This is a genomic window from Acinetobacter equi, assembly GCF_001307195.1.
Taxonomy (GTDB): domain Bacteria; phylum Pseudomonadota; class Gammaproteobacteria; order Pseudomonadales; family Moraxellaceae; genus Acinetobacter; species Acinetobacter equi.
Genome location: NZ_CP012808.1, coordinates 1809740 through 1830508, shown reverse-complemented (window position 1 = coordinate 1830508; position 20769 = coordinate 1809740). Strand labels below are relative to the sequence as shown.

The window sequence follows — 20769 nt, the reverse complement described above, 5'->3', positions numbered from 1 at the left end:
CCTTTTATTTCTACTTAGGCCAAGCATCACTTAATCGTTTTGCATCAGCTGCGTGTTTATCTGCTTGTTCTGCCACGTATTGATATTGTCCAATGCATTCTTTGAGTACGTCACTGTTGGTATTGGCGTACTCAATAATGGTTTCTTTGGAAGCTGTGGACATACGCTTTGTGGCTGTATCGAGTTGCTTTGACATGCCATCAACAGCGGACTTAGCATTATTAACATCAATAATGATTTCTTGCATTTTTGCATTGTGAGCTTTCTCTACTTCTAAAAGTTTATCGGACCATTCTTTTTCTTTAGTTCTAGCTTCGGCTTTAGCTTGTTCGGTTAATGCTTTTGCTTCGGCAACTTCGGTTTTGTATTTAGCATTCAGCAATTGGTAATCGGTTTTTAATGAAGATGCTCGCCAAGTCTGAACACCTCCAAAAATGGATAGAACTAAAATTATGGCTAATAAAATTAAAATGATTACCTGGTAGAACTTCGCTATAAATTCTTGAATGATTATTTTCATTGCGCCCCCATACAATTGTCGTAGCGTTCTTTCTGACGCACCCAAACACCCCAACAGTTATTGGATCGGATTGAACAATCTTTTTTCTTAACATATCTATAGAGTAAAAGAGACTTACAAGCCTGCTCATATCGCCCTAATTTTAAATTAGTAAGCATTGCAGACTTATTCCAATTTGCTTGCCCAAAGTTGTATGTAAAATCGAGATAAACGTCATATTCAGTCTGGGATAGTTTCACGCCTTGTAATGACTTTTTAAATGCTGTCTCATCTTTCGATACATGAGCTTTCGCCCATTCCTGTGCAGTTTTACGGTCAATCGGCTTGTCGGTCATTTTGATTTTTGAGCCATCAGGCTTGACTGTTGAGCCAATACCTTGTGTGACCACTCCACCAGTATCTTTATATGGTTTAGCAGAAAAGCCTTCGTATTTTTCTAAGCCGACAAAGAAACCAAGTGAAGCGGTTAAAACTACTGCTAAATATTTAGTCTTGTTTTGCATCACACTGATCCTTTAATTGTTTTACTTTTAAGCGATGGATTTCTTTTTCACGGTGATTGCGCTGACAAGAAAAATAGGCATTAATAATCAAACCTAAAATTGCAATTCCAAGCGATAACCAACCAATCCAATTAATACCAGCAAAGAAGGCAACAAAACTTGCAGCACCTCCACCAAATGAAGCTTTAGAGCCAATTGCTGCTGCAGAAGTTTCCGCGAATAAATGAACTTTTTCAGACATCGTTTTTCCTAAAATTTTGGTAATAAAAAACCCCGATCTTTATTAAAAGTCGGGGTGTGTTTGGATTTGTTGGGTTAATTTTTTACATAGCCAACATATCTTTAACAATAGCTAAAGCAGGATTTCTTTTTTTCCCATAATAAGGGAAATAATGTATAGAAAAATTAGCTGCTGTATTTAGTTCTAAAACATAAGCGGCTGTAGGATCTTTGAAATCCTTCAGATAGAAATCAATTCCTACAACATTTAAACCACGTACAGACTTAGCAACCTTTATAGATAAATTTCGAATATCATTACCTACATATTCAGTAACATCCAATGCTTCTCCACCTTGATGAATATTAGCCGCACTACTTAAAAATAATATCTCACCTTCGTGAGGGACAATTCTCTCATCTAGAGAGGGCTTAATTATTATTGGAAAAGCCTTATGATGAGGATGCTTGCTTCTTGCCTCATTTTTTTCACTCACAAGTTGAGCCACTGTTTTAACCCCATCACCAATTACATGTGCTGGAATTCGACAAATAGCACAATCAAATTTTCCATTAACAACAATAACCCTTATATCAAAGCCATCAATTTTTTCCTCAACTAATACTCGTCCGTTTTGACCTGTATTTTCAACCGCATATTGAAATGCTTTTTTAAACTCATCAATACCATTTACTCCAATTGTAATACCTTTACCGCCAGAGCCATCCGAAGGCTTTACAACTGTTAAATTATATTTTTTAAAGCACTCAATAGCACCATCTAAATCATTTTTAGAAAAAGAATATTGTTTAGGTACTTGAATGTCATTTGCAGCCAAAATTTTATGAGTTAATTCTTTATCCCCACAGACACGCAATGCAAAACTAGATACAAAACTACTCACCATGCCTGAAACGCCACCAATATATGAATCGTTATATGGGCTTTTAATTAAAAAATGATTTTTATGTTTCTCATATTCTAACCCCAATTCCTTACAAGCCTGATAAAAACCATATAGATGCGAAGCTGTGGAGTCTTTCATTGATAAAGGGGATAGTTTATCTTTTTGAATATCTCGAATAATTTCCGTGTACATAAAGCCATCTAATATAAATAATAATATCAATAGCCTATCATTTTTTTATATTTAACTTCCAATATAAAAACACTTATTATTATTCAAAATAATAATTATTACTTTATATACCCTAGCTTTAAGCTAGGGGTATCTAAAGCTTGCTGATTTATACGATGGCGTATTTTTGCATTAAAAAATCATTCATCTGATTCCTGTATTCAGCATTTAAAGGGTCATTCAGATCAATAGAAAGTAAACCAATCATGCCGAATAAACCACGCGCTCCACGCAATATATTCCATTCACCAGCTTGCCATTGATCATTTATCAAGTCCTTATTTGAGTTGCTTGCTACAAGCACCCCATCTTGATAGATTGCTAAACCATTTGCAATTGAACCTGTAACAATATAAACACTCACTTTTTCCGATAATGGAACACTTGGTGTGTATGTTAATCGTCTCTCTAAATCAGACAATGCACCACCTTTCATGATGCGGAAGGTTGTGGTTGATGCTGAAAAAGCCACACTTGGTGTGATCTTATCTGCTGTATAAGTATTAGCTGTGATAATGGTGTTTAAATCAACACCAGTTTTTACATCAGGCTTAGCTACAAAAATAAGTGACCATGCATCAATTGGAAATTCTAAATTCGGGTTAATACGAATTGGTAGAGCATCGGTTGGATTAAAAGCTTTTTGACCATTTGCAAATGTTCCAAGGTTGATACTCCCTGATACCAACTCACAAAAAGTATTACGGATACAGCGATTTTGAACTGTGCTACTGGTTACATGATCAGGATCGATCAGCAATTCCCAACCAGGAATATTCGCCATTGCAACACCTTCTGGACTTGGTGTGAATTTCTTAGCATTCTTACTTGCCTTTGCGCCTTCAATAATTTGATATGTAATCATTTTTTAATTCCTAAACATTTTTTATGAAGTTTTTAACGACTGTTACGATAGATTTTTCTGCAACTTTTCGAGCATCAACCCATTTCCCTGTCAGCATTGGGTGGTTTGATGACGACATTTCAATCAAGATAGTTGCTTTGTTTTTTACAAGCTGAAAATATCGAGCAAGTGTGCCTTCACCATTGTATGCAAGACGACATAGCGTTTGTTGTAAGTCTGATTCAGGTTTTATATGCTTGTAGAGATACGTTGTCATATCATTCAAAGACTCAACAACTGTTGTAATTGTTTGATCTAAGATTGTCCCAAACCAAAATAAATACACTTCACCTTGCTGATGTAAGTCCATAAATAGATTTGCATTTGGGTGTAAGTCGGGAATTGTTGCTAATAATTGCGTCTCTATTTCAGAAAAAGGTGCCGAACCTTTATAGTTCACATCAGATGGATCTGTACTTCCAGCGCCATCCCAATTCACATCAAAGTTACGATTTAAATCAACACCGTTTACATTACCACGAGTATTTGAGCGAATACCGTAAGGGTTACAAGCTGGGTAAATTGTAAATTTACAAGAGAAGCGCAACTTGTCGTAATACTCTTCCGTATTCCAGTAATTCACCAGATTATCAAAGAAAGACATTCCTGCAATGATTCCCATTTTTTCAGCACCATGCACACCAGAAGTTATTACAATTTCAGGTGGTTGAACACTTTCAGCAGTATGACCACCCCAATACAGTTTTGGTGGTGGCGTGAAAGTGTATCCGTAAATCGGGTATCCTTCTGTGTCTGCACCTAGTGTGGTCTTTGTGATGTAATCAGGATTCTGTGACATTAAGTTGTCATAAAAAGCGTACACATCATCAGCATGCGTGATTACTGATTGCGATGTGTTGAAGTAATAGTTTGGATAATCTTTACGAGATACTTTTAAATAATGATTATCAACATAAGGTTCTCCAAGTCCTTGTTCGTTGTTTGGAATGTTTTCAACATCCAACCCTGAACCTTCTTGTTGGGGCTTAAGTTCTTTTAAATTTTCATCCGCAAAAAAAAGATCGGATTCGCTAGCATCTGAATGAAAATCCATAACAATATTAGGTGCTAATGTATTAATTACTTTTAAATCCTCATTGATAACAACAAATGATGGTGTGTTTTCTATCGAATGAAAGTCGTACTTGATGGTTAGCTTGGTATCCACTTTTTGAGATACTTTGTTTATATCTCTCTTAGCCAAATCATATTCACTCAACCCAGTATCATTCCATTGAGTGCCATCCCACAACCAAACTTTTTTAGTATCTAAAGCCTTGGCTGCTTTCTTGGTAATAGTTGGTCTGCTTGCAAGCAAAGCTGTTTCAGTAGCAAATGGTTCAAATCCACCAGTTTCAATTACTTGTTTTACAGCGTTGGCAAGTGTTGGATATTTCTTACTTTTACGTGTTGTGACTGTCGCTGTGTCTGCACCATTGATAAACGTATCAAGAGCATCTGCATCTTTATCAGCATTCTCTAGTTTATCGACCGTAACAATCCCCATTGCTTTTCTCCAGGCATAAAAAAAGCACTCTTTCGAGTGCCTTATAAGGTTTAAATTTTAAATAAATGCTTTATCTTTTTCGTAATAACGAGAATCGTAGTTAATGCATGTCAGCTTATTCGTCATCTCATCATTAGGACTAGCTTCGGTGAGTAAGAATGCTTGTTTATCTGCTTCTTGAGCTTCGACTAGTAAATAGGTTGTCTTGATATAGCGATCCTCATCAATAACAAGAGATTGAAGAGGTGCACGACTCAAAATAACTTCATCTGGCTCATTACCAGCAACACAACTAATCATATCTATTGTTGCATTTTGCATTTGCAAGTAGATGTAATAGGTCTTGCCTTCCATTATCTCAACATTGCCAAATTGTTTTGAATAAGGATCTTCAATAAATTGAGATAACTTCAATGTTAATCCATCAACATACTCCACCTGACCATCACGAGTTTTAAGCTCTGTATTATCAGCAACTAAAATACGATCATTTCTAACCAATAAATTAGATTCGTCAAGCGCATCAAACTCACAACTCAAATTCTGATATAAAAGCTTATTCCATTCTCTCCACGCCCTTGTTTTAGCAACTGCATGATTGCGAATGCCCGAAGTTGTAATCTTTAAAGGATTACGTGCTGAACCATCTTCAGGGATTGAATAAGTTGTTTTAAGATCATCATCTGGTGATGTGTATTCAAGCTCAACACCATCATAATCTTTATCAATACCGATACTAAAAGTACGCTTTTCACTACCGGGTACTTTATTACGATGATTGAATAAAAGAACTGAATTATCTTGTGGTCCTTCAAACTTCATTCGTAACTTATTGCCATAGCGATAAGTCTCACAAAAACATGCTGAAGCAACCATTCCTGCCATTTCTTCAAAACTTAAGTTGTCATCATCAAAGGTATAGTTGAATTCAGTTGCAACATCAGAACCAAAGTAATTCTTCACCTTTTGAATTTCAGACTTAATTTGAGCAATATCTAATTCAGAGCTAGAACGTCTCCCAACATATTGATCCAAAGCCATATTAATCAGTGCTTGCCCTGCATCACGCGTAGCAACTAAAGCACCAGTACCATCTGTTTTAAGTTTACGAGTAACAAGACAATTTAATTTACGTTCTTTAACTGATAATGCCCCATCAGTTGCAACCGTTTTTAAACGTAAAACAGTCACATCAGGATAATTACGTTTTGAAGAAGCATAAGTTGCATAAACACTTTTAATTTTTACTTCGGTAACAGGTCGGTTATTTTGCTTTGCATAAGTCTTAGCAAGTCGAAAACGAAAGCTACCTTTACTTGGTAAATCATAACGAGCTGTACGCCCAAAACTTGATTTGGTTTTATTCCAAATCTCCCATTCCCTTGTGACAATTTCACCCACTGGATTTTTATTTTCATCAAGCATTTGATATTGCACCGTGATTGTACAACCAGCTTCTCGCTCACCACCTGAATCTGTTGTTGCATACATCCCTTGCGGTGCATACACATTAAATACAGCTTGTGTAGCTTGATCAAAATCTAAGTTAAACCAACCAACCCATTTATTGGCCACAATTTCTAAATCAACATTGGCTTGTCTGCCTTGTGTACTACCATTAAACATTGTTGGAAGTTTCAACCATTCGGCATTTACGGTAGCAGCATTTGCAAGAGTAATTTGAGTTGAGCTAATCGCACTGATAGAGTAAATATCATCAAGTGTCATGGAATTAGCATTTAGATTAAGTGTAATACCTGCACTAATCGTTTGATTTTCAGAAATATCATTCCAACTGTAATTTACTTGTTTTGGATTAGATAATTGAATTGTGTAGGTATAAATCGAACCACTTTGAATTCGAGTCACACTACTCACTTCATACTGACCAGATGCATCACGAGTTGCTCGCTCTACCACAACAGTTGTAGATTCTTCTGTTTCAGGATCAATAGTAGTTTCTTCAACAATATATTCAAATAAGGCACCATTGAGTAATAATCCCTTGTAGGCATCATAAGCCTCAATATCAACACTACTTTGCACAATAACTTTAAAATCAGGCGTTAATACAGCCGTACCTGAAAGTGAAGCATCATTAATCCCGAAAGCAGCACCAGTAATTGCAATGCCATCACCTACTTTAAAATAAGTAGTGAAATCGATATTTGCTGTGCTTCTAATCACACCACCAGTCATAAAATATAATGAACTGGACTCAAGGCTTAAATCATTTGGCTGTACTAAAGATTGACCATTGATGGCATCTGATTTTCTTACAGCTCTTGGTGCCGTAGTGAATGCTGTGCCTGTACGATAAATTGTTGTGTTGCTAGTGATTGATACATTCGGATCATAAACACTGATTGAAGCACCTTCAATTCCCTCAATTGCAGTATCGCCATCTTTACATTCATGAACATCATAATATCCACGGCCAATAACCATTAGACATTCTTCAATTTCAATGCCATTTTCATAATAGGTATAGATTTCCGCAATCAGATCAGGGAATGAAAGAACAGTACCAAAAATATCAGGGATCCGACTTTTAACTCGCGCTTTATTAGATCGATTTGCCAGTTCGTTATTTGATGAGCCGACAGAACCTTGTCCATTTTGTTTGGGCATTGTAGCGATCATATATACGCTATATGCCGCCATAACAGCGGTAACCACCCAAAAGACAACCATCCACCAAGCAGGGTGAATCACAACCCAAAATACACCATCTAATTGTTTTAAACGCTCAATATCTGCTTCTGTTTTAGGTGTGATATTTGTTTGTTCAGAAATCTGATTATGATAAATCTGTGCATTTTCAGGGAATACATCAAACTGTTCAGCCAAATACTTACACACATCATCAACATAAGCTTCGATTTTATCTTTAGCAAACTGATCACGTATGATGATGACTTTTTTCATGTGTAATATCTCACTTCTTTAAAGTGCATAGCTACCACTTCAAGTGGTATGAATTGCACACCACGAGGCGTTAAATGCAAAAGTTTGTCGCAATAAAAAAGCCCTACATGAGTAGGGCTTCGATCATCGTTTTTAAATAAAACCAAACAAGGCGAAATAGGTTCTTCCAGTCTTTTAAATCGACCTTTACCGTTTAATACTTTATAAATCCGTTTGCTTAAGTCTTTACCTGTAATTTGCTTCCACGCTTCACAAGCAAATTCATTACATGTGTAGCCTTTGGACCATGTACGATCTAATAAGTTGTCGATAGACATAATATTTTTCACTTGAAAATTACATGAATAAACAATTCAGCAATATTACCTACATAAATTCTTCCATGGTTATTGCTAAGATTTAATTCAATCTTAACACCCCCAAGAATAGTTAAGATTCTTACACGACCCATTGTATATGAGAGCATACAGTGGGTTTTTTTTGCCTTAAATTCCACGTAATAACGGATAATCTTCAAAGGTATAAAGGCGACCTGTTCTAACTGCGTTCAATTCAGGTGCTTGAGCATCAAATGTCACAAGCCCTGTGCTGTCTTTAGATATTGTTGGAACTTCCAAAGTTTGCATTTCAATCATTGGTGCTGATAAATCATCATCACGATAGATTTTAAAAACAATCTTTGGTTTTACTCTTGGACTAGATGAAGTACGAATGTTTTCAATCGCATTCATAAATTCATCTTCCATATCAGCAAGCGTAATAGATAACCGTTGCTCTAAATCATTCGTCACATTAGATCGTTTGATTGACATAGGTTGGTACTTATAGGAAAGACCACCAATAATCATCCCATCTTCATCATTCCGAATATAACGAAAGGTTTTAGAAAAACTTGGGTGTGATATTTCAAGGCATTCAAGTTGAACAACCCCACCTGAATTATTAAGAAAAAATGCTGTGTAATCCGTCATAGTTTCTCCAATGCATCAGGTAGGCTTTCATTGACTAGTTTTTCAAGCGGATTCCAAAGTTCATTTAGATCCACACCTTCATCACCAGCACTGACGATTAAATCATCCATATCAGGATTGATATTGAGTGGTTTAACTCGAAGTTCAGCCGAAACCGTATAAACACCACCATCTTTATTATTTAGCTTTGGAGTTCCTGAAAAATAACACTGGTAGTCTTCAACAGTCGCATTATCAATACAAAGTTTTGCTAAAAATCGTTGATTTGGGTTTCTTGCCCACACACGATAAAAAGCCATCAAATATTGATAGCCTTTTTCTTTAACAACCCATTGCACCGATGCTGTGTGATATGTGCCTTTTAAGGCTCGTCTAAATCGTGGTGCACCACCTTCCAAATCTTGAGAAATAACACCATCACCAATTTGGGCTGAATAGCCTGATTGAGTCGAGCAGTACAATAATTTGTGCATTATCGTCTCCGTGACGCTGTTGTATTCTGTTTAAGTGATTTGGAAATAACACTGTTTGCATTACTTAATCTGTTAGCGAGCTGTCTTTCAACTAAATCAATATCAATACTGCCATCTGAGTTCTGACGAGTCTGAACATCAGCGTTAGCATTATTATTGATTGTGATTTGTGGAGCTTGTTGTTTCTGATTAGAAAGATAGTTTTTCAAATCAGAGTTGGTTCGGCTATCAACAACTCGCTCACCTTTATCTAACAGCCATGTGCCTTCTTTTGGTACGTTGTCGATACCATCGTGAGCCATACCTGCAATAGTTTGTGCACCAATCATTCCAACAGAAGCATAACCTAAAGCTCGAATTGCTGTTGCCATTGGAATACCTGCAATCATCCCACCTTCCGCCATGGCTTTTGTTGCTGCAACCTCGGTATTAATCAAAGCTTGAGCCATTGAAATAGCTTGATTGGTTAAAAACATTGCCTTATATGCTGCGCTTGATTCGCCAGAGGTGTTTTTTACCATTTCAGCCATTTGGCTAAATACGGTACCTGTTCTGGTAAGCAAATCTTGCCAAATACCCATTTGAGCATCATGTTGACTTTGAATAAGCTTTTGCTCTTCAACTGCATACTGCTCAGCAAGTGAAGCTTTATTTTGAAGATACTGCTCATAAATTGCTTCAAGCTGTGCATATTTCTCTGTCTCAGAAATATATTCACTGTCATTAATTGCTTGCTGAGTAAGAGAAAAACTATCAGCTAACTGCGAATACCCTGCTTGATGTTGGTTATTTAACTCCCATTTTTGATACTCTGCAGGACTTAAAGTAGCCATAGCAGTTGCATTCATGCCAATGCTTTGCATATTAGCTAAAGGGTTATAAACTGCCTCATAAGCTGAAATAGCTTTTTGATGTTGAGCTTCTTTAAAAGCATTCACATCTTTTTGATAGGCTTTTTCTTGCTTTGCTAAATATTCAGCTATTAACTCTTTATTACCAGCAAAAGCCTTTTCAATTTCAACTTTAGCCTGTTCATGAGCTTCAGCCATTGCCTCCTCTTCAGAATAATAAGCCTGCATTACCGTTTTTTGTCGAGCTAGAGATTTTGCTTTTTCTGCTTCAACATTTTCCCAGTATTCACCAAGCTCTTTAATGCTTAAAACCGCTTCCTGAGAAGAAAACCCTAAACTTTTTGAAGATGAGCCATTTAAACCAGCAAAAAACTTATCAACCGATGGCGCATAATTTCTTGCTTCTTTTGTTTTTGCGGCAGAACCTGTAAAACCTTTTGCATTTAAGCTTTTTGTACCAGCCACACCAGCGTTATAGGCTGTAACTGCGTCTTTCCAATTTCCAAAAACCTCAAAGGACTTTGCTAAATCCGTTGTTATAGCTTCGGCAACCTTTTTAACATCATAAGAATCAGCTACAGACAAGCCATATTGCTTTCTAAAGATACTAGTCGTTTGTCCTGGTCCAATAGCACCTGTTGGGCTTTTAGCATTAATTAACCCACCAGACTCTTGCGCTATTATTGCAGCAACCAAATTATCAGGTACACCTTGCTTTGCACTGATTTTATTTAAGCTATGCTCTGCATTTAATTTAGAAACTCTTTCAAGAATTTGTAAATCTGACTTGCTGTAAGAATAATTCTTTTCAGCAAACTCAGCCTTTTTCTTTTGGGCTTCTAAAGACTTTTTCTCAGACTCTAATCTTGCTTCATTTTGCTTTTCTAAAGTACGCCCTGCTTCAATTTGCGTGTACATAACTTTAGATAATTTTTCATTAAAAGGTATGCCAGCCTCAATGCGTTTATCTGCAAAATATTCCGCTTGTTCACGACTCATTGTTCCATTTGAAACATTTAGTTGAATATATTTCTCACGCTGTAACTGCTTATCTATGCTGTCATACACTTTCTTTTGCTGTTCAGATAAAGATGCATATGCATTTTTTTGGCGATCAATTGCACTTGTAATTCCATCATGAGACTTTGCTAATTTTGGATTTAAATCAATTAGCTTTTCAACAAATCCTTTTTGGGTATTCATCGCATCAGAAGAACTGCGAAGACTAGAAGCATGTTTAATGAACTCATCTTTTTGCTTTTGAGTAAAATTGGTATTTTTACCCACTGCATCAGATAATTGTTCAAGTGTAATCTCACCAGACTTATACTTACCAACCAAGCTATTAAATTCCCTAGCTTGTGTTGTGGTCATATCAGTGCTGCGTGTCATTCTCCATGCATATGAGATTAATGCATTATTTGCATTTCCATATGCATCAGTTAATTCTTCTAACTTTTCACGTTCTTCAACTAATTGCCCTGCTCGTTTAATCTTATCTAACTCAGTATATTTCTTAATTGCTTCTTCCACGGTTTCATTGTTTTCACGCAAAGAAACTGTTGAATCTTTTGTTTTATCACGAAATAAAGCATAACTTGCAGCAACGGTTGCAACAGTTAAGACTAATCCTACTGGACCACCCAAAACAGCCAACGCACCACGAGCAGCACCACCCATGATTGTCATGGTTGTAGATGTTATCGATATTTGTGCAGACAAGCGAGTAACAGCTACTTGGTATTTTAAGGCATCAATAGAAGATGACACAAAAGCCTTTCCACTCAACCAAATTGCAGGTGTCATTTTTAGTGCTAAAACAGCCGCAGCAGTACCGCCAGCAACAGCAAGAACATCTAAATTATCAGAGGCTAATACTAAAACATCACCAACTGTTGCCAATCCTGCGGCTAATGTGCTTGTGGCACCTGTAGCCATATTTGCCTCACCAACAAGAACACTAAATCCATTCTTTAAAGCAAACATACCATCAGCAAGCGAGTTTTCCATTGCATCAGCTAATGCTTGGTTTGCATCTCTTGATAGTAGAAAACCTTTATTTAAGTCTTCAGCAGCTAATTTTCCTTCAGCTCCTAGTTTACGAATTTCGGAAGGCAGTTTATTAGTTGCCTTGGCAACATCATCTAGAATATTTGGTACTGCTGCCATGATTGAGAACCAAGAATCAGCCTCAACCTTACCCTTATCTAAAACCTTACCGTACGCACTCATTGCAGATTGTGCTTTATCAGCAGAAGTAGCATTGTGTACAAATGAATAAGATAAAGAATCAGAAATATCCAAAACCTGTTGAGTGTTATATCCTAATTCTTTTAACCCCCCTGAAAGACCCAAATAAACTTCTTGAGCCTCACCTAAGGCGCGATATGTTCCATTCGCTGTATTTAGCAGTCTTTTTTGTACTAAATCATACTCTTCTGTATCTTTTGTTGCATTTCTAATTCGTGCAGCCATTTGACCGTAAGCATCTGCACTTTCAATTACAGCACCCACAGTTAAGCCAGCTAATGCTGTAGCACCCAAAGCAGTAATAGCTTTTGTTGCAGAGTTAATACTTGATTCAATACGTTTAGATTCTTTTTGAGCAGTATCACCTGCTTTTTTCATTGGTTCTGAAAAGTTGCTGATTTTTGCAACTAAATCAAGCGTTAATGTTCCGAGTTTTGTACTCATATAAACCTCTAGGCGTAAAAAAACCGCCTAAAGGGCGGTAATAATTAATTGATTCTCTTTAATCCATTAAATCAGAATAACCTCTTAAATTATCCTCGCAAAATTTCTTTTCCCCAAAAACCTTGTATCTATCTCTTGAGTCTTGCAATACATCTCTTGATAAATTTTCAACCGTTTCCTGTGGAACAATCTCTCTACAATCAGCTGAATCATAGATATTTTTCAACTTATCTTTGACACCCCCATCAAAATCACACACCGTTTCCAACACACTATTAAATATAGCTGCACCTAAGACTTCTTTGCAAAAACCCAACTTTTCCTCTTGTTCTTCTATAGGCATGGTACTAGCATTTGTTAGCTGAAAACTTAAAGCAAAACACAATCCAATAATAATTTTTTTCATGACTATCCCACTACTCACTTCTTAGGAGTTTTTTCAAGTAACTGATCTACCAATTCATTGATCTTGGTTTCAGTGCTACGCCATTTATTTGGTGCTAACCCACCATTACCTTTTAATCTAAACGATGCTTCAGAAACTTGTTTTCCATTTTGAATTAAATTGAACTGAGCAGAAACCATGTAAGGTGCCATATCCCATGATCTTAAAGCTGTATAGTTTAGGATTGTTTGGCATAGGCTCATATCATCAGAATCTTTAATAACTTTTGTACCTATGTCATAACGAGCGAAACTTTTCTCAACCAAACTATCAAAATCTTTAATAATTACTTTTGGATTATTAACAATACAAACTTGTCTTATACTATTTGGATTAAACCCAGTAGCATTATTCACTTGAATTGATGTACACCCAACTAAACCAACCACAAAACACAACCCTAATATTTTTTTCATAAAATCATCCTTTAAGAATGACCTTAAAATACTAAATATTAGTTGAAAAAGAAACTAACCTAAGTTAATTCCCTTCCCCAAACTGCTGCATCATATATTCCTCAAGCGACATTTCAACCTGTTGTGGTTTTTGCTCATGTGGCATGAAGCTATATGGATCAACATCTTTTACACCTTTTAAAGATACATAAAGTGCCGATAATCCACCAATCGATTGTTCAATACGTCTTGCAGTAAAAAGAGAGCCTCGTTTTTCACGATAAGCTCTCCAAATTTGAAATTCCGTATTACTTATTCTTCGCTTGGCTTCTGTGATTGTTCTTCCACCGATTCCGTTGATGACGAGTTCACACCAGAATTCTTCTTCATCAATTTTTCCATCAGATACTTTCCCGAAAAATCATTCACCTCATCAGATGCTTTGTGTAAAGCATCCATAAGACTAGGGAGAATTTTTCCAACATCATTATTGGAGAAAAGAGGCTTTTTAGTTTCTTTATTAAAAATTGATGCTGCGATACGAGATTTAATTAAATCAGACATAAGTGTTTTTTGAGCATCTTTTCCACGCATCAAGTTAACAACTTCATCATATGACAAAATCTTAATACCTACATCCACACTATATTCTTTATCTTCATGGAAAAAGAAAACCTCCTTTTCCACAAGCTCAGATACAGCATCATTTGATAACTTTAAAAAGTCATTGATAGCAAGCTTAATAGGCGCTTCAACCTGTTTAATTTCTTTCTTTTTAGCCATTATGAAGTCACCGTACGTGGAGTTGTCACAACTTTAGATGTGCGAACTAAAGTGAATGTATAACTTACTAAAGTATCCTGTTCTGTTGTTGGTGCAGATGGATTTAAATAACCTTTGAATGACCACCAAATACGATCTTCTGGTAACTCAATACCCGAAACAGCTTCATAAGTTGGAGGTGCTTTTGAGTGACTTGAGCCAACATACCATTCAATTTTTTCACCTGAATCCGCTAATTCAATTAACTGTAGATGACTTGCATTTTCATCATCCAAATCAATTTGAATTGAACCTTCACCCGGATCACGTAAACCACGTTCATAATCTTTGGTATCAGCATCTAGACAAGTAGCATCAATTTTTGTGAATGCATCCTCACCAAATGAAAATGCTTTAGGACATGAGAAACGCACCACTGCGCCATCAACTACCGCAAATACCTGTGTACCTTGCGCTTTAATACGTGCCATGAGTAGCTACTCCTCTTTTTAGGCATAAAAAAACCTCCGTTAAGGAGGTATGGGTTTAATAAAATTTATTTATTCAAATAAGCATGGTTGAATTTGTCGATCTACATTGGCTATTGCTGTTGTTAAACAATCACGTTGTTTTTTCCATCCTGCCAAGCCACGACCACATGCACTAGCAATATCTTTTTCACATTCAAGTTTTGCGTTTAGTGCTTCTCGTTGTTGAATAAGTGCAAAATAATCTGTTTGTAATAATGTACGTGCTTCAAAGAATGCTTTTACTAATGCTTTTTTAAACTCACGAACTCTTGGACTATTACGCATATAGATTAGAAGTAAAGTTGCTTGCTGTTCATTTAGAACTGCATATTGCAAAGAATGCCCATAACCACCTTGGGGCAATGGAGCACCCATCCGCATTTCAAATGCCAATGGGCCAAACTCTGAAAAATCAGATTTGTAACTTCGTACCAACTGAATGACAGATTTATGCTGAATTCCCAACCCTAATGCTATTTGCATAGTTGTGGTTTTTGGAACACCATTCTCAACATCAACAATTTTTAAAACTTCAATTTTTGCATTCATGTTTAACTCCTTGAGTTGTGGTTAACCTATTTATTGAATGCATTTGGAATAATAAATAGGCATAAAAAAAGCACCCGATTGGGTGCTATATGAAAATTATTTAATTAACGATCAACAAACCAGTTGCTATCAAAACCAGTTCGATAAAGCTTTGTATCATGTTCACGACTATTGCCACGTAAACCTGTAATCGTGCATGAATTATCTTGTTCTAATGCTCGTCGTGCAGCGTTTTTTATCATTGCTAAATCACGAACATCATGTGTGTAAATATCAATTTGAATAGAGATATGATCAGTTAATGCAGGACAATCAAGATTATTTTGTGGGTTACCTGAAATATCTTGCCACACCAAATATGGTGTTTTAGGTTTATCAGGTGCTAAGCCAAATTCATAAGCTCTTAAAATATTGCCTGACTTCAAAAATGACTTAACTTCATCATCTGCATTAAGCAATTCAAAGATTGGTGCTGTCATGATATTTTGCCTTTCGCTATTGCAGTCTCGATGGACTTCATAAATGTCTTTGCAAATTCATCTGTAACTTTTTGAATGTTTTCAGACAAAGCTGGTCGCATAAATGGTACTGCTGGCATCTTGGATGTGCCAAACTCTAAATAACGCCAGTAAACCGTTTCACCACCTGGTAAAGCTGAAAGTTTAGCTCTATCTGATCTACCATTTACCGCAGCACCACCCAACACACCAACTCGCATACGAATTTCATTAATACTTCGTGTTTTTCCTGCACGAACTACAATATTTTCTTGAATCGCTTCTCTTGTTGCAGGGTCATCAATTCGAGATGCACCAATCATTGCAACCATTTGAACAAGTTGCATTGCTTTACGAGCAGATGAATTAGCTCTTGATCTTACTTTTTTAATATCGGTGAGTTCTGCAATTTTTTTGTTGAATTCATCAAGACCATCAATTTTTAAGTCTGAGGTTGCCATGATGCTTCACCTTCAGCAAGGTTCAAAGTAATCCACTCAAGACCGCTTTCATTATCGGGCATTGGATCACCATCAATTTTCCAATATTTGCCACGGAACAACACTCGCATAGTCGAATCAATCTGAATTGCTTTCTTGCTATAGCGAATCTTGCAACGTGCCGACATAGTTGAATTAATAGCTTGAGCTTGAAGAATATCTTTTGTGGATAAACCTTCATGTTTTCCCCAAACAGTTGTAAATTCTGACCATTCTTCAGTGATGTGACCTGTTTTTTGGTCTTGGGTTTCAACGAATGATTCTATTCGGATGCGGTGAGGTAGTTTTTCTGATAAATCCACCATCTAAACTCCCATGATGCGAAATTTTTGCAACAAACTTAAATACGCTTGAGGCTTATCTTCTAGGCTACGACTATAGCGATATTGAATATATATAAGCCGAGCTGAATCCAACCATTTATTATCCAATAAATCACAATCATTGCTTCGATCGGCTTCATTTATGATGATTTTACGATCTAAATCATTTTCAATAACTTCATCCGCTTCAGCAATTAAGTCTCGAAATATTTCATCTTCATCATCATGATCTACACGACAATGCAATTTAGCTCGATCGAGGTCAATCATTCTGATTTCGCCTTTGTTGAACGGGGTTTTATCTGCTTTGTTTCTGTTACTTCTTCTGGTAATTCTTTTAAAATTCCATTTTTTACCAGGTGTGCAACTTCATTAGGTTTGGCTTCGCGAATATCACCCACTTTGAAGTCTTTATCACCAAAATGCGGACGCTTCACTATGTATTTCATGATTAGTACTCCGAAAGAGCAGACATATGCCTGCTCTTTCAATCAGCAATTAAGGACTAGGAACATAAGAACCATAGATTAATGATTCAGGACGATACACAGCTAATGCACCACGAGTTTCAGCAAGGATTGTACGTTTGTTTGATGTGAAATCATCACCAGTCAATCCTAGCTGCACAGACGCTCCCCAACGCTCAAAGTATTGAGCAGCAGTATTAAATGCTCCTGTCAAGAAACTACCAGCATCCATCGCTTGAGTTTGGACCACTGGCAAGCCCCAAAGCGTAGGAACTGCTTTAGATTGAGGATCACCAATCAAATAGCGTCCATTTTCATCTTTAGTGGTCTCCATGATTGCCCAATCGATAGGGTTAAGAACATGACCATTTGCATAATCATCCGCTAAAACAACTTGAAGCATCGCGTAGCGCAACACATCAAACATATTGGCACCAGTGACACCAGCAGGAGGAGCGTATTCAGTGGCTTGTGTTAGAAGACCTGCGATATTCCCTGATGTCCCATCACCTTTAAGGATTTGATTTTCAAGTTTAATATCAAGTCCATGACGTAAACGGTTGTTAATGTATGACTCAAGCGCAGGAGCGTCACTCAGCATCTGAGTAGTGACCTTTAACCAATGAGCAATTACAACAGCTTTTGCGTCTTTGTCTTCAAAAGTGATTGCAGATTCAGGTTTATTGCCTTTTTCAGCTACCACTGCTGCATTATTGGTAAAGCCAGCTTCCTGAACATATTCAAGAGAGTTGCCAGACATTTTCCCACCAGCAAGCAGATCACGAATTGTTAAACGCTGTTGATTTGGTAAAATCAAACCAAGATTAGTTGGTTGAATATTCCCTGCCACTTCAGTGGTACCAATCGTATTTTTAAGCTCACGACGAGTAATACCTTTAAATTCCGATTCAGCTGCAGCTTTATATTCAGCACTTTCAACAAATTCACGACCACCTGATTTAACTTCAGGATCACCATCATTTTGTCGACGTGACATTTTTTGAGCCAAATCTTGCAACTGGCTTTTAGTTTCATTCAGTTTTGTTAAGGCATCATCAGCTTGGGCTTTTGCTTCAGCTGTAATTTTGTCGTTGTGAGCCATTTTGCCTTTGTATTCTTCGGCAATCGCTTTTACAGCATCAACCTGGGTTTTAAACTCTCAAAATGAAAATGTTGTTTTTGGCGATATTAGAACTGAAAACCATATTCTTTGTGATGGTCGCTCATTAGAAGTTAGTCCAGATGTTGAAATGGACTTTCGTAATATGCCTTTTGATGATGGCCAATTTAAATTAGTCGTTTTTGATCCGCCACACTTAGTACGTGCAGGCAAGCAATCTTGGTTGGCCCTGAAATATGGAAAGCTTGAAAATGATTGGCGTGAAGATTTAAGAAAAGGCTTTTCAGAATGTTTCCGTGTGTTGGCCACTGATGGTGTTTTGATTTTTAAATGGAATGAAACTCAAATTAAGGTTTCTGAAATTTTAAAGCTAACAGATCAAAAACCTTTGTTTGGCCACATTAGTGGAAAACGTGCCAATACACATTGGATGACATTTATAAAGGTGGAACGTTTGAAGGAGGTTTGTTGATGGGAGTGTATCAAATTACTGTCACTGGTGATGTACCTCAACTTTTTATTGGTGCTGAAGTTGCTGGTGGTGCAAAAGTTGTGGCCATTAAAGATGTAAGTCCTGAATTTGTATCGCCACAGGAATTAGCTGTTAAGTATGGAATTAGTGAAGATACTGTTCGAGATAGACTTGTATCTATTAATCGTGGTGTTGGGCGAAAATGTAAATACAAACCTGATGAAGCTCATTTAATTTTAGGGCAGAAGACATCAAAAAATAGACGACCAAGAAAGAATTAAATCAAAGGGGGTACATTTTATGTATACCCCTTATTTTACGCATCCAACATATCTGCAATATCATTCACATCAGGATTGTAATAAGTATTCACTAACACTTTAATGTTCTTATGCCCTGTCACTTTCGCTAATACCTCAACAGGCAATTTTTGATTATTCACAAATCTTGTAATCGCTTCATGTCGTGCATCATGAAAATGAATATCTTCTAATCCTACTTTCGCCTTTCTTCTTTCCCACATTAATCTAAATGCATTTTCTGACTGTGGAATAAGTTTAGGTCCATCATGTTCAATCAGATCTAAAAGAGCTAATGCCTTTTTAGTTAATGGCACATTACGAGCATCACCATTTTTTGTTTTTGGTAAATGTACATGACGATCAAAAATATCTGTCATTTGAATACCAAGAATTTCACCACGACGCATTGCTGTTTCAAGTGCAAATAAAAATGCCCATGCAACATAATGATCTGGTTCAGTTGGTGTCTGCCCTTCACTGTAATTTAATGATTCAAGAATTAACTGTATTTCATTATCTCGAATACGACGATGACGAGCTTTAGGCTTTACTGGTTTTTTGACATTGGTCCACGGATTCACATCAAGCAAAAATAGCTCCTTTACTGCATAACTAAAAACAGAACTATATAAAGCCATTTCACGAAGTAAGGTATTCGCTCCCACTTCTTTTGCTCGTTTGTTTCTCCAGGCAGTTAAATGCTTTGGTGTAATTTCATGAATCGACATTTCTGCCAGTGCACCAAACTTTTCTTCAAATGGTTTTAATTGTTCTTTTACATAAATTGAACCGCGAAGCTTTTTACCCACTTCATCGTAGTATTTATAAAAAAGTGTTTTAAATGGGTAATGCTGTTTTACACCTTGGTCTTCTGCCAATTTATTTGCTTTAGCTTCAAGTATTTTTTGTGCTGCCCATTGTTCACATTCTTTGGCTGTGTCACGAGTTGCAGATGAGCGTTTTCCATCAATCATGATCTCGATGTAATAAGCTTCACCACGCTTTCTAGGTTTTGGTATTTTCATGACGTAAAACTCAAAATTCTTGACGTAAATTTGACGTAAATTATTCGGCAGAATCGGCTTAATTCGCCCTTTAAGCCGAATAGGCAGATATTAACATATATTATTATAGACATAAAAAAAGGGCTTTAAGCTACTGATTTCGCTTAAAACCCTTACCATTTCTGGCTTTGAATCTTGGTAGGTATATCCAGATTCGAACTGGAGACCTCTACGATGTCAACGTAGCGCTCTAACCAACTGAGCTATACACCTAAAGTGTGCAGAATCATATTCAATTTTAAGATGTAAAACAAGTGCTTTTTCCTAGATTTTTTAGCATCCTTGTCATTGATCTTATTTTAAACACATTTAAAGAAATTCACTCCATAAAGTAAATAATATACTGCCCCTCTTTCATAATTGTATTCTTATTAATCAGTAAAGGGCTCTAAGTCTTATACTTCTTGTCTTTTGATTCAAGTTCTATGATTCTTATTAGATTAAAAAGTAACTTATGAAAGACTCTATTATTTTCTTTTTTACTTTTTAGAACAAAATTTAATATCTGTTATATTTATGTGATTTTTTATGTAATTTATATTTAAATATCATGCGAGTACCCTTAATCTTTTACATTTAAAAATAATTTTAAAAACAATATCTTACAATCTTAACAATTATTAATGTTACTAAT

General features: G+C 36.4%; 26 protein-coding genes and 1 tRNA gene. 2 read left to right on the top strand and 25 right to left on the bottom strand.

Annotated features, from left to right (window positions below; translation table 11 throughout):
- Positions 1-10 precede the first annotated feature (10 nt).
- The 23 genes from AOY20_RS08740 to AOY20_RS08635 form a co-directional block, all read right to left on the bottom strand.
- Positions 11-520: a hypothetical protein gene (locus AOY20_RS08740; RefSeq protein WP_054581495.1), complete on the bottom strand. Its 510-nt coding sequence runs from the start codon at positions 518-520 to the stop codon at positions 11-13.
- Complete coding sequence (locus AOY20_RS08735) at positions 517-1023, bottom strand: glycoside hydrolase family protein (RefSeq protein WP_054581494.1); 507 nt, start codon at positions 1021-1023, stop codon at positions 517-519. The genes AOY20_RS08740 and AOY20_RS08735 overlap by 4 nt, the downstream gene beginning before the upstream one ends.
- Positions 1007-1264 carry a holin gene (locus AOY20_RS08730; protein ID WP_054581493.1) on the bottom strand — a complete coding sequence of 86 codons (258 nt, stop codon included), beginning with the start codon at positions 1262-1264 and terminating at the stop codon, positions 1007-1009. Before AOY20_RS08730 ends, AOY20_RS08735 begins: the two co-directional genes overlap by 17 nt.
- 82 nt (positions 1265-1346) lie before the next feature.
- Positions 1347-2342, bottom strand: a complete 996-nt coding sequence (locus AOY20_RS08725) for an ATP-grasp domain-containing protein (RefSeq protein WP_054581492.1) — start codon at positions 2340-2342, stop codon at positions 1347-1349.
- Positions 2343-2490: 148 nt separating this feature from the next.
- Positions 2491-3246: a hypothetical protein gene (locus AOY20_RS08720; protein ID WP_054581491.1), complete on the bottom strand. Its 756-nt coding sequence runs from the start codon at positions 3244-3246 to the stop codon at positions 2491-2493.
- Between the two features lie 10 nt (positions 3247-3256).
- Positions 3257-4792, bottom strand: coding sequence for a DUF2817 domain-containing protein (locus AOY20_RS08715; protein ID WP_054581490.1), 1536 nt, complete (start codon positions 4790-4792; stop codon positions 3257-3259).
- 57 nt (positions 4793-4849) lie between these two features.
- Positions 4850-7720 (bottom strand): host specificity factor TipJ family phage tail protein, encoded by a 2871-nt coding sequence (locus tag AOY20_RS08710; RefSeq protein WP_054581489.1) that lies wholly within the window; start codon positions 7718-7720, stop codon positions 4850-4852.
- On the bottom strand, positions 7717-8037 hold the full coding sequence (locus AOY20_RS08705; protein ID WP_054581488.1) for a hypothetical protein: 321 nt from the start codon (positions 8035-8037) through the stop codon (positions 7717-7719). The genes AOY20_RS08710 and AOY20_RS08705 overlap by 4 nt, the downstream gene beginning before the upstream one ends.
- 168 nt (positions 8038-8205) lie before the next feature.
- Positions 8206-8691, bottom strand: coding sequence for a DUF1833 family protein (locus AOY20_RS08700; RefSeq protein WP_054581487.1), 486 nt, complete (start codon positions 8689-8691; stop codon positions 8206-8208).
- Positions 8688-9164 (bottom strand): hypothetical protein, encoded by a 477-nt coding sequence (locus AOY20_RS08695; protein ID WP_054581486.1) that lies wholly within the window; start codon positions 9162-9164, stop codon positions 8688-8690. The genes AOY20_RS08700 and AOY20_RS08695 overlap by 4 nt, the downstream gene beginning before the upstream one ends.
- Entirely contained in the window at positions 9164-12709 is a 3546-nt protein-coding gene (locus AOY20_RS08690) for a tape measure protein (protein ID WP_054581485.1), read from the bottom strand. Before AOY20_RS08690 ends, AOY20_RS08695 begins: the two co-directional genes overlap by 1 nt.
- Before the next feature lie 58 nt (positions 12710-12767).
- A complete protein-coding gene (locus AOY20_RS08685) occupies positions 12768-13115 on the bottom strand; it encodes a hypothetical protein (protein WP_054581484.1) in 348 nt (115 codons plus the stop codon).
- 14 nt (positions 13116-13129) lie between these two features.
- Complete coding sequence (locus AOY20_RS08680) at positions 13130-13570, bottom strand: Sbal_3080 family lipoprotein (RefSeq protein ID WP_054581483.1); 441 nt, start codon at positions 13568-13570, stop codon at positions 13130-13132.
- Between the two features lie 64 nt (positions 13571-13634).
- Positions 13635-13865, bottom strand: a complete 231-nt coding sequence (locus tag AOY20_RS15240; protein ID WP_081403377.1) for a phage tail assembly protein T — start codon at positions 13863-13865, stop codon at positions 13635-13637.
- A complete protein-coding gene (locus tag AOY20_RS08675) occupies positions 13862-14332 on the bottom strand; it encodes a phage tail assembly chaperone family protein, TAC (RefSeq protein WP_054581482.1) in 471 nt (156 codons plus the stop codon). Before AOY20_RS08675 ends, AOY20_RS15240 begins: the two co-directional genes overlap by 4 nt.
- On the bottom strand, positions 14332-14802 hold the full coding sequence (locus AOY20_RS08670) for a phage tail tube protein (RefSeq protein WP_054581481.1): 471 nt from the start codon (positions 14800-14802) through the stop codon (positions 14332-14334). Before AOY20_RS08670 ends, AOY20_RS08675 begins: the two co-directional genes overlap by 1 nt.
- Positions 14803-14871: 69 nt before the next feature.
- Positions 14872-15390 (bottom strand): Rha family transcriptional regulator, encoded by a 519-nt coding sequence (locus tag AOY20_RS08665; protein WP_054581480.1) that lies wholly within the window; start codon positions 15388-15390, stop codon positions 14872-14874.
- 104 nt (positions 15391-15494) lie between these two features.
- Entirely contained in the window at positions 15495-15869 is a 375-nt protein-coding gene (gene gp17, locus AOY20_RS08660; protein ID WP_081403376.1) for a tail completion protein gp17, read from the bottom strand.
- Complete coding sequence (locus AOY20_RS08655; RefSeq protein ID WP_054581479.1) at positions 15866-16348, bottom strand: HK97-gp10 family putative phage morphogenesis protein; 483 nt, start codon at positions 16346-16348, stop codon at positions 15866-15868. Before AOY20_RS08655 ends, gp17 begins: the two co-directional genes overlap by 4 nt.
- Positions 16330-16692, bottom strand: coding sequence for a phage head closure protein (locus AOY20_RS08650; RefSeq protein WP_054581478.1), 363 nt, complete (start codon positions 16690-16692; stop codon positions 16330-16332). The genes AOY20_RS08655 and AOY20_RS08650 overlap by 19 nt, the downstream gene beginning before the upstream one ends.
- The gene (locus tag AOY20_RS08645) at positions 16693-16980 is read right to left on the bottom strand and encodes a head-tail connector protein (protein ID WP_054581477.1); all 288 of its coding nucleotides are present in this window, start codon (positions 16978-16980) and stop codon (positions 16693-16695) included.
- Positions 16977-17159, bottom strand: a complete 183-nt coding sequence (locus AOY20_RS08640; protein WP_144424763.1) for a hypothetical protein — start codon at positions 17157-17159, stop codon at positions 16977-16979. The genes AOY20_RS08645 and AOY20_RS08640 overlap by 4 nt, the downstream gene beginning before the upstream one ends.
- 49 nt (positions 17160-17208) lie before the next feature.
- Complete coding sequence (locus tag AOY20_RS08635; RefSeq protein WP_081403375.1) at positions 17209-18279, bottom strand: phage major capsid protein; 1071 nt, start codon at positions 18277-18279, stop codon at positions 17209-17211.
- A gap of 1 nt (position 18280) precedes the next feature.
- Here AOY20_RS08635 and AOY20_RS08630 point away from each other — a divergent pair, with 1 nt between their 5' ends.
- Positions 18281-18769 carry a class I SAM-dependent methyltransferase gene (locus AOY20_RS08630; RefSeq protein ID WP_054581476.1) on the top strand — a complete coding sequence of 163 codons (489 nt, stop codon included), beginning with the start codon at positions 18281-18283 and terminating at the stop codon, positions 18767-18769.
- Positions 18769-19050: a hypothetical protein gene (locus AOY20_RS08625; protein ID WP_054581475.1), complete on the top strand. Its 282-nt coding sequence runs from the start codon at positions 18769-18771 to the stop codon at positions 19048-19050. The genes AOY20_RS08630 and AOY20_RS08625 overlap by 1 nt, the downstream gene beginning before the upstream one ends.
- 35 nt (positions 19051-19085) lie before the next feature.
- Here the strand turns inward: AOY20_RS08625 and AOY20_RS08620 are convergent, their stop codons facing one another.
- Both AOY20_RS08620 and AOY20_RS08615 read right to left on the bottom strand, forming a co-directional pair.
- Positions 19086-20096: a tyrosine-type recombinase/integrase gene (locus tag AOY20_RS08620; RefSeq protein WP_054581474.1), complete on the bottom strand. Its 1011-nt coding sequence runs from the start codon at positions 20094-20096 to the stop codon at positions 19086-19088.
- 175 nt (positions 20097-20271) lie between these two features.
- A tRNA-Val gene (locus AOY20_RS08615) sits at positions 20272-20348 on the bottom strand.
- Positions 20349-20769: the final 421 nt, after the last annotated feature.

Excerpts from the sequence above, each read along its gene's own strand:
- AOY20_RS08740 (WP_054581495.1), bottom strand. The coding sequence starts at position 520 with ATGAAAATAATCATTCAAGAATTTATAGCGAAGTTCTACCAGGTAATC.
- AOY20_RS08735 (WP_054581494.1), bottom strand. The coding sequence starts at position 1,023 with ATGCAAAACAAGACTAAATATTTAGCAGTAGTTTTAACCGCTTCACTT.
- AOY20_RS08730 (WP_054581493.1), bottom strand. The coding sequence starts at position 1,264 with ATGTCTGAAAAAGTTCATTTATTCGCGGAAACTTCTGCAGCAGCAATT.
- AOY20_RS08725 (WP_054581492.1), bottom strand. The coding sequence starts at position 2,342 with ATGTACACGGAAATTATTCGAGATATTCAAAAAGATAAACTATCCCCT.
- AOY20_RS08720 (WP_054581491.1), bottom strand. The coding sequence starts at position 3,246 with ATGATTACATATCAAATTATTGAAGGCGCAAAGGCAAGTAAGAATGCT.
- AOY20_RS08715 (WP_054581490.1), bottom strand. The coding sequence starts at position 4,792 with ATGGGGATTGTTACGGTCGATAAACTAGAGAATGCTGATAAAGATGCA.
- AOY20_RS08710 (WP_054581489.1), bottom strand. The coding sequence starts at position 7,720 with ATGAAAAAAGTCATCATCATACGTGATCAGTTTGCTAAAGATAAAATC.
- AOY20_RS08705 (WP_054581488.1), bottom strand. The coding sequence starts at position 8,037 with ATGTCTATCGACAACTTATTAGATCGTACATGGTCCAAAGGCTACACA.
- AOY20_RS08700 (WP_054581487.1), bottom strand. The coding sequence starts at position 8,691 with ATGACGGATTACACAGCATTTTTTCTTAATAATTCAGGTGGGGTTGTT.
- AOY20_RS08695 (WP_054581486.1), bottom strand. The coding sequence starts at position 9,164 with ATGCACAAATTATTGTACTGCTCGACTCAATCAGGCTATTCAGCCCAA.
- AOY20_RS08690 (WP_054581485.1), bottom strand. The coding sequence starts at position 12,709 with ATGAGTACAAAACTCGGAACATTAACGCTTGATTTAGTTGCAAAAATC.
- AOY20_RS08685 (WP_054581484.1), bottom strand. The coding sequence starts at position 13,115 with ATGAAAAAAATTATTATTGGATTGTGTTTTGCTTTAAGTTTTCAGCTA.
- AOY20_RS08680 (WP_054581483.1), bottom strand. The coding sequence starts at position 13,570 with ATGAAAAAAATATTAGGGTTGTGTTTTGTGGTTGGTTTAGTTGGGTGT.
- AOY20_RS08675 (WP_054581482.1), bottom strand. The coding sequence starts at position 14,332 with ATGGCTAAAAAGAAAGAAATTAAACAGGTTGAAGCGCCTATTAAGCTT.
- AOY20_RS08670 (WP_054581481.1), bottom strand. The coding sequence starts at position 14,802 with ATGGCACGTATTAAAGCGCAAGGTACACAGGTATTTGCGGTAGTTGAT.
- AOY20_RS08665 (WP_054581480.1), bottom strand. The coding sequence starts at position 15,390 with ATGAATGCAAAAATTGAAGTTTTAAAAATTGTTGATGTTGAGAATGGT.
- gp17 (WP_081403376.1), bottom strand. The coding sequence starts at position 15,869 with ATGACAGCACCAATCTTTGAATTGCTTAATGCAGATGATGAAGTTAAG.
- AOY20_RS08655 (WP_054581479.1), bottom strand. The coding sequence starts at position 16,348 with ATGGCAACCTCAGACTTAAAAATTGATGGTCTTGATGAATTCAACAAA.
- AOY20_RS08650 (WP_054581478.1), bottom strand. The coding sequence starts at position 16,692 with ATGGTGGATTTATCAGAAAAACTACCTCACCGCATCCGAATAGAATCA.
- AOY20_RS08645 (WP_054581477.1), bottom strand. The coding sequence starts at position 16,980 with ATGATTGACCTCGATCGAGCTAAATTGCATTGTCGTGTAGATCATGAT.
- AOY20_RS08640 (WP_144424763.1), bottom strand. The coding sequence starts at position 17,159 with ATGAAATACATAGTGAAGCGTCCGCATTTTGGTGATAAAGACTTCAAA.
- AOY20_RS08635 (WP_081403375.1), bottom strand. The coding sequence starts at position 18,279 with ATGGCTCACAACGACAAAATTACAGCTGAAGCAAAAGCCCAAGCTGAT.
- AOY20_RS08625 (WP_054581475.1), top strand. The coding sequence starts at position 18,769 with ATGGGAGTGTATCAAATTACTGTCACTGGTGATGTACCTCAACTTTTT.
- AOY20_RS08620 (WP_054581474.1), bottom strand. The coding sequence starts at position 20,096 with ATGAAAATACCAAAACCTAGAAAGCGTGGTGAAGCTTATTACATCGAG.